8 protein-coding genes are annotated in these 11,113 nt (G+C 68.3%); 5 read left to right on the forward strand and 3 right to left on the reverse strand.

Translation table 11 applies throughout. From position 1 onward, the window contains the following. Position 1 precedes the first annotated feature (1 nt). Complete coding sequence (locus ACFYLW_RS04080) at positions 2 to 763, forward strand: peptidase (RefSeq protein ID WP_312063557.1); 762 nt, start codon at positions 2 to 4, stop codon at positions 761 to 763. Between the two features lie 22 nt (positions 764 to 785). Here the strand turns inward: ACFYLW_RS04080 and ACFYLW_RS04085 are convergent, their stop codons facing one another. From ACFYLW_RS04085 to hutU, 3 genes are all read right to left on the reverse strand, one after another. Next, positions 786 to 1,268, reverse strand: coding sequence for a hypothetical protein (locus tag ACFYLW_RS04085; RefSeq protein WP_312063559.1), 483 nt, complete (start codon positions 1,266 to 1,268; stop codon positions 786 to 788). A 198-nt stretch (positions 1,269 to 1,466) separates the two neighbouring features. Beyond that, a complete protein-coding gene (gene hutH / locus ACFYLW_RS04090; protein ID WP_312063560.1) occupies positions 1,467 to 2,999 on the reverse strand; it encodes a histidine ammonia-lyase in 1,533 nt (510 codons plus the stop codon). A gap of 4 nt (positions 3,000 to 3,003) precedes the next feature. Continuing rightward, positions 3,004 to 4,668 carry a urocanate hydratase gene (gene hutU, locus ACFYLW_RS04095; RefSeq protein WP_312063562.1) on the reverse strand — a complete coding sequence of 555 codons (1,665 nt, stop codon included), beginning with the start codon at positions 4,666 to 4,668 and terminating at the stop codon, positions 3,004 to 3,006. 87 nt (positions 4,669 to 4,755) lie between these two features. On the opposite strand from hutU, the gene ACFYLW_RS04100 reads away from it, so the two are divergent. The 4 genes from ACFYLW_RS04100 to ACFYLW_RS04115 are packed head-to-tail and all read left to right on the forward strand — an operon-like array spanning position 4,756 to position 11,092. Then, positions 4,756 to 5,454 carry a UTRA domain-containing protein gene (locus ACFYLW_RS04100; protein ID WP_312063564.1) on the forward strand — a complete coding sequence of 233 codons (699 nt, stop codon included), beginning with the start codon at positions 4,756 to 4,758 and terminating at the stop codon, positions 5,452 to 5,454. Between the two features lie 5 nt (positions 5,455 to 5,459). Further along, a complete protein-coding gene (locus ACFYLW_RS04105; RefSeq protein WP_312063565.1) occupies positions 5,460 to 6,350 on the forward strand; it encodes an agmatinase family protein in 891 nt (296 codons plus the stop codon). Beyond that, positions 6,347 to 7,561: an imidazolonepropionase gene (gene hutI, locus ACFYLW_RS04110; protein WP_313472616.1), complete on the forward strand. Its 1,215-nt coding sequence runs from the start codon at positions 6,347 to 6,349 to the stop codon at positions 7,559 to 7,561. The genes ACFYLW_RS04105 and hutI overlap by 4 nt, the downstream gene beginning before the upstream one ends. 57 nt (positions 7,562 to 7,618) lie before the next feature. Next, positions 7,619 to 11,092 carry a DNA methyltransferase gene (locus tag ACFYLW_RS04115; protein WP_312063568.1) on the forward strand — a complete coding sequence of 1,158 codons (3,474 nt, stop codon included), beginning with the start codon at positions 7,619 to 7,621 and terminating at the stop codon, positions 11,090 to 11,092. Positions 11,093 to 11,113 lie beyond the last annotated feature (21 nt).

Consider the following 11,113-nt stretch of genomic DNA (forward strand, 5'->3'; position numbering starts at 1 on the left):
TATGCGCACCCTTCTGATGACGACCGTTCTGGCCTCGGCTCTGACCGTCGCCGGCGCCGCTTCGGCCCAGAGCACCATCCGCCCCGGCCAGACCATCCAGGGCAACTTCACCGCCAAGGACGCCCGCATGGGCGACGGCTCGCACTACCGTTGCTACGTCGTTCAGACCAACCCGGACGAGGCCTATACGGTCACGCTCAGCTCGTCGGACTTCGACACCTATCTGTCGGCGGGCGCCGGGGCGGACTGCGACGACACCTCGATCACCAACGACGACGGCCCCGACATGGGCACCAACTCGCAGCTGCGCTTCGCCTCCAGCGGCGGCCTGTGGATCATCAAGGCCAACACCCTGAGCGAGGGCGAGACCGGCCGTTATGAGCTGCGCGTCTCGGCGGGCGAGCGCATCCGTCCGACCACCCAGGTCCTGCCGATCTCGGTCGGCGAAAGCCGCTCGGGCCGTCTGGAGTTCAGCGACCGCCGCGCCGACGACGGCTCCTTCTACGACTGCTACGCCCTGACGATCGCGCGCGCGGGCAGTGTCGCCCTCCGTCTCGATTCCGGTGATTTCGACGCCTACCTGGGGCTCTATGAAGGGCCGCAGTGCGACGGCGACTCCCTGGCCACCGACGACGACAGCGGCGGCGGCACCAGCGCCCAGATCGTCCAGACCCTGCGTCCGGGAACCTATTCGATCCGCGCCAATACGCTCGGATCATCGGAAGAGGGCGACTACACCCTCAGCGTCACCTCGCGCCGTTGATGACGCGGCGGCCTCGACAGCTCTAGTCGAGGCCGCCTTCGTCCCGGATGGCCGTATCGGCGGCCGCGATCTGGGTTGGCGAGCGATCATCCTCCGGCGTTTGAGCCGGTAGCGGCTGGTCGAAGCCGAAGCTGTAGTCGTGAGGCTCGAGTTGGATCGGTGCGGGGCGCAAGGTCGTCCACACTAGCCCGCCTGTACGCTCGAGCGGCGGCTCCTCTTCGGGAGGCGGGTCGGACCAACCCGCTTCGAGATAGGCGTATTCTGCATCGAGCACTGCGGGCGGCCGTAGCCGCTTCGGGTCATGGACATAGTCGTCCCGCAGGTCGCCGACGGCCAGGGCCGTAGGGGGTGGAAGGTTCGGTTCTTGGGGCGCGACCACCTCGATATGCATGGCGGCGCCGACAACGTCGCGGTGGGCGATGGCCGTGGAGTTCCATGCCGCCCAACCCCCGCCTCCCAGCGTCATGATGCCAAGCGCCAGCCCGCTCAGAGCGACGACCTTCATTCAGAAGCCTCCCGTCAGCGCGACCAAAGCGCCGCACACGTCCTCAACGGGTCAGAGGCGGCCGAGGTTCACGCCGGAGTTTCCGCGACCTTGTTGAGGGGGAGATGAGGAGGCGTCGTCCAGGTTCAGGCGCGCCATCAAGGGGAGTGTGCAAGCCCCGCACACGCCTGTCGTCGATGTGCGGGGCTTGGCCGAGATCTACGCCGAGGGCAGCAGATCGCCGGCGAAGGCGCGGTAACGTCCGGCCCGCACCGCGTCCGTCGCACGGGCGATGTCCGGCGCGAAGTAGCGGTCGGCAGAGTAGGGCTCGGCCGCCTCGCGCACGATGGCGTAGGTCTGTTCCAGTTCCGACGACGAGGTCAGCGGACGACGGAAGTCGATGCCCTGTGCCGCGGCCAGCAGTTCGATGCCCACCACGGTCGCGGTGTTGGCGGCCATGTCCAGCAGGCGACGCGCGCCGTGGGTGGCCATCGAGACGTGGTCTTCCTGGTTGGCGCTGGTCGGCACGGTGTCGATGACGCAGGGGTGGGCGACCATGCGGTTCTCGGCCACCAGGGCCGCCGCCGTCACCTGGGCGATCATGAAGCCCGAGTTCACGCCGCTGTCCTTGACCAGGAAGGCGGGCAGGTCGGTCATCTTGGGATCGACCAGGATGGAGGTGCGACGCTCGGAGATATTGCCGATCTCGCACAGGGTCATGGCGATCATATCTGCTGCATAAGCAACAGGTTCGGCGTGGAAGTTGCCACCCGAGATGACGTCTCCGTCCTCGATGAAGACCAGCGGATTGTCGGTCACGGCGTTGGCTTCACGCTCCAGCATGGCGGCGGCGTTGCGCAGGACGTCCAGCGTGGCGCCCATGACCTGCGGCTGGCAGCGCAGGGAGTAGGGATCCTGCACCTTGGCGCAGTCGTGGCGGTGGCTGTCGCGGATGGCGCTTCCGGTCAGCAGTTCGCGCAGGCGGCGTGCCACGTCGATCTGACCCGGCTGGCCGCGCAGGGCGTGGATGCGGTGGTCGAACGGGGCGTCCGACCCCAGCAGGGCGTCGACCGACAGGCCGCCCGCCGCGATGGCGGCGGCGAAGACGTCCTCGGCGGCAAACAGGCCGGCCAGGGCCAGGGCCGTCGAGCACTGGGTGCCGTTCAGCAGGGCCAGACCCTCCTTGGGGCCCAGGACGACGGGCTTCAGCCCGGCCTTGGCCAGGGCCGTCACGGCGTCCAGCGTCTGACCCTGATAGCGGGCCTCGCCGACGCCGATCAGGACGCAGGACATGTGGGCCAGCGGGGCCAGGTCGCCGGAGGCGCCGACCGAACCCTTGGACGGGATCAGCGGCAGGACCTCGGCGTTGACCATGCCGATCAGGGTCTCCAGCGTGTGGCGACGCACGCCCGAGGCGCCCTTGGACAGGCTGGCGATCTTCAGCACCATCAGAAGGCGGGTGACGTTCTCGTCCAGCGGCGCGCCGACGCCGCAGGCGTGGCTGAGCACCAGGTTCTTCTGAAGAGTTTCAAGGTCTTCCGTCGCAATGCTGGTGTTGGCCAGCAGGCCGAAGCCGGTGTTGATGCCGTATACCGTGCGGCCCTCGGCCAGGATGGCGGCGACGACCGCCGCGCCCTTTTCGACATTGGCCCAGGCGGCGTCGGTCAGGCTGACCGTGACCGGGCCGTTCAGGGCGGCGCGAAGCTGGGCGAGGGTGAGCGGCGCGGCGCCGATTTCGATGGTGGTGGTCATAGGCTTACAGGTCCAGCGAGGGCAGGTTCAGGCCGTGTTCGCGCGCGGCGTCCTTGGCGATGTCGTATCCGGCGTCGGCGTGGCGCATGACGCCGGTGGCCGGGTCGTTCCACAGGACGCGCTCCAGACGCTTGGCCGCTTCCGGCGTGCCGTCGGCGACGATGACGACGCCGGAGTGCTGGGAATAGCCCATGCCGACACCGCCGCCGTGGTGCAGCGACACCCACGACGCGCCCGAGGCCGTATTCAGCAGGGCGTTCAGCAGGGGCCAGTCGGACACGGCGTCCGAGCCGTCCATCATGGCCTCGGTCTCGCGGTTCGGGCTGGCGACGGAGCCTGAGTCCAGATGGTCGCGGCCGATGACGACAGGGGCGCTCAGTTCGCCGGAGGCCACCATCTCGTTGAACATCAGACCGGCGCGGTGACGGTCGCCCAGGCCGATCCAGCAGATGCGCGCCGGCAGGCCCTGGAAGGCGATGCGCTCGCCCGCCATGTCCAGCCAGCGGTGCAGACCGGCGTTGTCGGGGAAGAGCTTCTTCATCGCCTCATCCGTCTTGCGGATGTCCTCGGGATCGCCCGACAGGGCGGCCCAGCGGAACGGCCCGATCCCGCGGCAGAACAGCGGGCGGATATAGGCGGGGACGAAACCGGGGAAGTCGAAGGCGTTCTTCACGCCCTCGTCGAAGGCGACCTGGCGGATGTTGTTGCCGTAGTCGGTGGTGGGGACGCCCATGGCGTGGAAGTCGAGCATGGCCTGAACGTGGACGGCCATCGACTGACGCGCGGCGGCTTCGACGGCGGCGGGGTCGCTGACGCGCTTTTCTTCCCACTCGGCAACGGTCCAGCCCGAGGGCAGGTAGCCGTTGACCGGGTCGTGGGCGCTGGTCTGATCCGTCACCAGATCGGGGCGGACGCCGCGCTTGACCATTTCAGGCAGAAGGTCAGCTGCATTGCCCAAGAGGCCGATCGACAAGGGTTTCTTGTCCTTGAACGACTGCTCCAGCAGGGCCAGGGCCTCGTCCAGGGTCTCGGCCATGACGTCGACATAGCGGGTGCGCAGGCGGAACTCGATGCGGCTGCGCTGGCACTCGATGGTGATGCACGACGCCCCGGCCATGGTCGCGGCCAGGGGCTGGGCGCCGCCCATACCGCCGAGGCCCGCCGTCAGGATCCACTTGCCCGACCAGTCGCCGCCATAGTGTTGGCGACCCGCCTCCATGAAGGTCTCATAGGTGCCCTGAACGATGCCCTGGGTGCCGATGTAGATCCACGAACCGGCGGTCATCTGGCCGTACATGGCCAGACCCTTCTTATCGAGCTCGTTGAAGTGGTCCCAGGTCGCCCACTTGGGCACCAGGTTGGAGTTGGCGATCAGCACGCGCGGCGCGTCGGCATGAGTGCGGAAGACGCCGACCGGTTTGCCCGACTGGACCAGCAGGGTCTCGTCGGCTTCCAGCTTCTGCAGTTGCTCGACCATGGTGTCGAAGGCCTCCCAGTTGCGGGCCGCCTTGCCGATGCCGCCATAGACGACGAGGTCCTCGGGACGCTCGGCCACCTCGGGGTCGAGGTTGTTCATCAGCATCCGCATGGCCGCTTCGGCGGCCCAGGTCTTGGCGGTCTTTTCAGAGCCGTGCGGGCTGCGGATGATGCGGGTGTTGGGCGTGGCCATCGAATCCTCCATGCGGCGTCAGCCGCCGTCGTGTTTGGGGGAGTGTTATGTCTAGACATTAATGCGCGCAAGGGGCAGTTTCGATTCATGGATCAAGAGCCGCTTCATCGACGGATCGCCGGCGACATCGAGCGCCGCATCGCCTCGGGCGAGTGGCGGCCCGGTTTCCGCATCCCGACCGAGGCCGAGCTGATGGCGGAGTACGGCTGCGCCCGCATGACGGTGTCGCGGGCCATGACGGACCTGTCGGCGCGGGCTCTGGTGGTGCGCCGCCGTCGCGCCGGGACGGTCGTGGCCCACCCGCCGGTGCATTCGTCCGCCCTCGTCGCCATCCCCGACATCCAGTCCGAGGTCGAGGGCAGGGGGCTGGCCTATGCCCACCGCCTGCTGGGCCGCATCGTCCGCCCCGCGCGGCCCGACGAGGGGCTGGGCCAGCGGGTGATTGAGCTGGAGACCCTGCACCTGGCCGACGACCTGCCTTTCGTCTTCGAGCGTCGCCTGATCTCCCTGACCGCCGCGCCCGAGGCCGAGGCCGCCGACTTCACCGCCCAGCCGCCGGGCGGCTGGCTTCTGGCCCACATGCCCTGGACCGAGGCCGAGCATCGCATCTCCGCCGTCGGCGCCGACCCCGAGACCGCGACCCATCTGGGTCTGGCCGACGGCGCGGCTTGCCTCAGGCTGGAGCGCCGCACCTGGCGCGACGGTCAGGGCGTGACCTGGGCGTGGCAGACCTTCCCCGGCGCGGCCTATGATCTGGTCGCCCGCTTTTCCCCGACTAAAGGATGATCCCGATGAGCCAACCGTCTGAAGCCCTGGGCTGGCGCTCTGTCGGCGATCTCGTGGGGAACCATCCCGACGCCCCCGTCGCCCTGATCGGCGCGCCGTTGAACGAGCGGTCGTTGACGCCGGGCCGCTGCGATCTGGGGCCCAAGGCCCTGCGCGCCGTCCTGCCGCGCCTGTCCACCTATGACGTCGAGACGGGGCTGGAGCTGGATCTCAAGGTGCATGACGCCGGGGACGTGGCGCTGAAGGCCGTCTCGCCTTTCGACGCCTTCGAGCCGGTGCGCGATGCTGTGGCTGCGCAAGGCCACCGCGCCCTGACCATTCTGGTCGGCGGCAACAACGCCATCACCCGGCCTGGCGTCCATGCACTCGGGCTGGAGCGCGTCGGCGTCCTGACGCTGGACGCACATTTCGACCTGCGCGACACGGATCAAGGCCTGACCAACGGCAACCCGATCCAGGCCCTGCTGGACGATGGGCTGGACGGCCATCGCATCAGCCAGGTCGGCCTCGCCCCCTTCGCCAACACCCGCCGCGCCCACGAAAAGGCCGAGGCGGCGGGCATCAGTGTCCGCACCGCCCGCGAGTGCCGCCAGCGCGGTCTGGCGACGGTGGTGGTCGAGGAGCTGGAGCGCCTGTCGTCCCTGTGCGAGGTCATCTACGTGGACTTCGACATCGACGTCATCGACCGCAGCCAGTGGCCCGCCAGCCCCGGCGCCCGCCCCTTCGGGGTTTCTGTCCACGACTTCTTCGACGCCGCCCGCGCAATTGGGGCTCATCCCAAGGTCCGCGCCGTCGACCTGACCGAATACGACCCCTCGCTCGAAGTCGGCGATCTCGGCTCCCTGACCGCCGGACGCTGGTTCTGCGAAATCCTCAGCGGAGCAGCCGCGCGATGATCCTCGCCGACCGTCTCATCACCGACTGCCACGTCGCCGCCATGACCGAGGGCGGCGCCCCCTATGGCGCGATCGAGGACGCCGCCATCCTGATCCAGGGCGGGCGCATCGTCTGGGTCGGGCCGCGCGCCGACCTGCCTGTGCACAAGGCTGTGGAAACCGACAGCTTGGGCGGCCGCTGGGTCACGCCGGGCCTCATCGACTGCCATACCCATCTGGTCTTCGGCGGCGACCGCTCGGGCGAGTTCGAGCGGCGGCTGGAGGGCGCGACCTATGAAGAGATAGCGCGCGCCGGGGGCGGCATCGTCTCCTCGGTCAAGGCTACGCGCGAGGCCAGTGAGGACGAACTCTACGCCTCGGCCTGCAAGCGTCTGGAGGGGCTGAAGGCCACCGGAGTCACCACGGTCGAGATCAAGTCCGGCTATGGCCTGGACCACGACAGCGAGCTGAAGATGCTGCGCGTCGCCCGACGCATCGGGCGCGACGCCGGGGTGCGGGTCCGCACCTCCTATCTGGGCCTGCACGCCGTCCCGTCTGAGCATAAAGCCGACCGCGCCGTCTATGTGGACAAGGCTGTGGATCAAATCCTGCCCGCTGCCCATGCCGAGGCTCTGGTCGACGCGGTGGACGCCTATTGCGAGCCCATCGCCTTCACCACGGACGAGGTGGCGCGCCTGTTCGACAAGGCCAAGGCGCTGGGTCTGCCGGTCAAGCTGCACGCCGATCAGTTGTCGGACGGCGGCGGGGCGGCCCTGGCCGCCCGCTATCACGCCCTGTCCGCCGACCACATCGAGCACACGACCGAGCCGGGGGTTCAGGCCATGGCCGAGGCGGGTGTCGTCGCGGTCCTGCTGCCCGGCGCCTTCCTGATGCTGCGCGAGACCAAGGCGCCGCCGGTGGCCCTGCTGCGCCAGCACGGCGTTCGCATGGCGGTGGCGACCGACTGCAACCCCGGCACCTCGCCTGTCGCCTCGATGACAGCTGCGCTGAACCTGGCCTGCGTTCAGTTTCGCCTGACCCCGGAAGAAGCCATCGCCGGCGCCACCCGCCACGCCGCCCGCGCCCTGGGCTTGCAGGACGAGGTCGGGACCATCGAGCCGGGCAAGGCCGCCGACCTCGCCGTTTGGGACATCACCCGCCCGGCTGAGCTCTGCTACTGGCTGGGCGCGCCCCTGCTTCACCGTCGCTATTCGGATGGTGATATCACCTAAAGGTTGTATTTTATCGTTACTGTAATCTAGGGTTGTCGGTGGGGAGGCCGACAATCCATGGATGCAGACGACTTCATTCGCCGCTGGTCCGAGGCGCCGATCAGCGAGCGCGCCCATTATCAGACCTTCATCGCCCAGCTCTGCCGCCTGATCGGGGAGCCGGCGCCGGACGACGAGCGGGCAGGCGACCTCGACTACTGCTTCGAGCGCCCGGTGAAGTTCTTGCACGAGGACGGCGGCAGCCACCCCGGCTATATCGACTGCTATCGGCGCGGCGCCTTCGTGCTGGAGGCCAAGCAGTCGGGAAAGCGCGGGGCGGGCGGGGCGCTGGACCCGCAGCCCCAACTGGCCTTGTTCGGCGGACGCGGGCGCAGGGTTTCGCCGCCGCCGCCGCACACGCTTGAGGCTCTTATGCGCAACGCCAAGCGTCAGGCCGAGAACTACGCCAAGGCCCTGGATGAATGGCCGCCCTTCATCATCGTCGTGGACGTGGGGCGAGCCATCGAGCTGTGGTCCGACTTCGGGCGGCAGGGCAAGGCCTATGTCCCGTTCCCCGACCGCGCCCGCTATCGCATCGAGATGGCGCAGCTGCGCGACGAGGCGGTGCGGGATCGGCTGAGGCGGGTCTGGTCCGATCCGATGAGCCTGGACCCCGCCGCTCGCGTGGCTGAGGTGACGACCGACATCGCCGCCCGTCTGGCCTGGCTGGTGCGCTCAATCGGCGGGCGGGTTCCGGCTGGCGAGGATGGACGGCCTGATTCAGTGGCCAAGGCGGCGCGGGCCAACCAGACGGCCCTGTTTGTCATGCAGTGCATCTTCGCCATGTTCGCCGACAGCGTCGGCCTGATCGAGGACAAGGGGTTCCGGCGCTTCCTGGAAAGCTATCGCGGCCACGCCGATCAGTTCCATCTGGGGGCGGGCGACTTCTTTCGGCGCATGGACGAGGGCGGGCATTGCTCGGCCATTCGCCAGACCCTGCGCCGGTTCAACGGGGGCCTCTTTCGCCATGCTGCGGCCCTCCCGATCACGGAAGACGAACTCGAGGCCCTGATCGCCGCCGCCCGGCGCGATTGGGCGTCCGTCGAGCCGGCGATCTTCGGCGCCCTGCTGGAGCAGGCTTTGGCGCCGGACGAGCGGTCTGAACTCGGCGCCCACTACACGCCGCGTGCTTTTGTCGAGCGCCTGGTCGAACCGACGATCATGGAGCCGTTGCGCGCCGATTGGGAGGCCGCCGAGGGCAGCGCGCTGGGCCTCTATGCGGCAGGCGACCAGAAGGCCGCGCGCAAGTTGGTGCGTGATTTCCACCGGGATCTATGCCGCATCCGCGTGCTGGACCCGGCCTGCGGCACCGGCAACTTCCTCTATGTCGCCATGGGGATGATGAAGGAACTGGAAGGCGAGGTCCTGGCGGTCCTGGCCGAGATGGGCGAAGCGCAGGGATTGTTGGCTCTGGACGGTCATACGGTCAGTCCTGAACAGTTCTGGGGACTGGAGAAGAACGCCTACGCCGCCTGGATCGCCGAGATGGTGATGTGGATCGGCTATCTGCAGTGGCATTTCCGGGTCTATGGCGACGCCAAGCCATCGGAACCGATCCTGCGCAACTTCGAGAAGATCCGGCAAACGGACGCCCTGCTGTCGTGGTCGCGTGAGGAGTTGGTTCGCGACGCCGCAGGGCGGCCTGTCACGCGATCGAGGCCTCGACGCCCGAATGACGGGGCACCGGTGTTGTTCGTCGCGGACGATGTTGAGCGGGAGGTCGTGCGCCTGATCGATCCGCGTCCGACGCCATGGCCGGACGTGCATTTCATCATCGGCAACCCGCCCTTCATCGGCGGCAAGGACCTGAGGCGCGAACTGGGCGACGGCTATGTCGACGCCCTGTGGCAGGTGCGGCAAGGGCGGTTCCGCTCAGCCGACCTGGTGACAGCCTGGTGGGATAGGGCGGCGGACATCCTGACGGAGAAGGGCTCCAGCCTGCGCCGTTTCGGCTTCATCACCACCAACTCGATCACCCAGACCTTTTCGCGGCGTGTTCTGGAACATCACCTGAAGGGCACGCCGCCGATGCGGCTGGTCTTCGCGATCCCGGACCATCCCTGGATCAAGGGCGGGGATCGCGCCGCCGTCCGGATCGCGATGACCGTGGCCGAACGCGGCGAGACGCAAGGTCAAGGCAGGCTTTTGACTGTTATCTCGGAGGCGGGCCTGCACACCGACGCGCCCGAGATCGTCTTCGCGGAGGCGCGCGGCGCGATAGCGGCGGACCTGACCGTGGGGGTGGACGTGACCGAGGCTGTAGAACTGAAGGCCAACGCTCTGCTGTGTTCGCCGGGGGTCAAGCTACATGGCGCGGGCTTTATCGTTGCGACGGATCGGGCGGCGGCCCTGCTGTCCGCGTCCGACATGGAGGCGGTCTCGCCGATCCGCGCCTATCGAAACGGTCGGGATTTGGCGGACCGCCCGCGGGGGGCGAAGGTCATCGACCTGTTCGGTTGGGAGGAGGCGGAGGTGCGGCGGCGGCACCCGGCTATCTTTCAGCACCTGCTGGAGACGGTGAAGCCCGAGCGCGACCGCAACAACCGCCCCTCATACCGCGACAACTGGTGGGTCTTTGGCGAGCCGCGCCGCGAGTTGCGCCCGGCGCTTGAGGGGCTGGAGCGCTATATCGCCACGGTCGAAACCGCCAAGCATCGGTGGTTCCGATTTCTCGACGCGGACATCCTGCCCGATAATCGGCTGATCTGTATGGCGTCGGATGACGCGGCTGTTCTGGGCGTCCTGTCGTCGCGATTGCATGGTGACTGGGCGCTGGCGCAGGGCGGGACGCTGGAAGACCGTCCTGTCTATACGAAAGGCCCCTGTTTTGACGCCTTCCCGTTCCCTGACCTTTCGGGGCGAGTCAGAGCCGAGATCGCGATCCTGGCGGATGAGATCGACGCTCTGCGTGCCCAGGTGCTGGAGCGGCACGGTTTCCTGAGCATGACCGGCCTCTACAATGCTCGAGCGCGGTGGGCGGCCGGCGGGACGCTGACCGAGGCGGAGCGCGCCGTGCATGAGGCCGGCTGCATCGGCCTGTTGGATCACTTGCATCGACGTCTCGATGCGGCGGTGCTGTCTGCGTATGGCTGGCCCGCCGACCTCCCGGCACAGGAGGCCGTGACGCGCCTTGTCGCCCTGAACCGCGAGCGGGCGGTAGAGGAGGGGCGCGGCGAGGTGCGGTTCCTGCGGCCTGACTTCCAGGCCGGGCGCGTGAAGACCTCCCGTCGCGCGGTGCAGGTCGAGGCGAATCTCGATGTCGCGGCCAGCTTGCTGCTCTTGCCCGAGGCGCCAGGGCCCATGGCTTCCGCCCTGCTCGACGCGTTGAGGCAGGAAGGCATGCCGGTCGGTCCCCGCGCTCTGGCGGCGCGGTTCAGCGGTCGTCGCGGGCGGCGGATGGAGGATCGCATCGAACAGACCTTGGCGGTTCTTGCCGTGGCCGGGTCGGTGCAGCGCACTCCGGACGGATGGTTCACCCCGCGTCGGCTGTGATGCTAGCGTTCGCTTCCGGAA

Origin of the sequence: Brevundimonas sp. NPDC007368, from assembly GCF_042869015.1 — a bacterium.
Lineage (GTDB): Bacteria > Pseudomonadota > Alphaproteobacteria > Caulobacterales > Caulobacteraceae > Brevundimonas.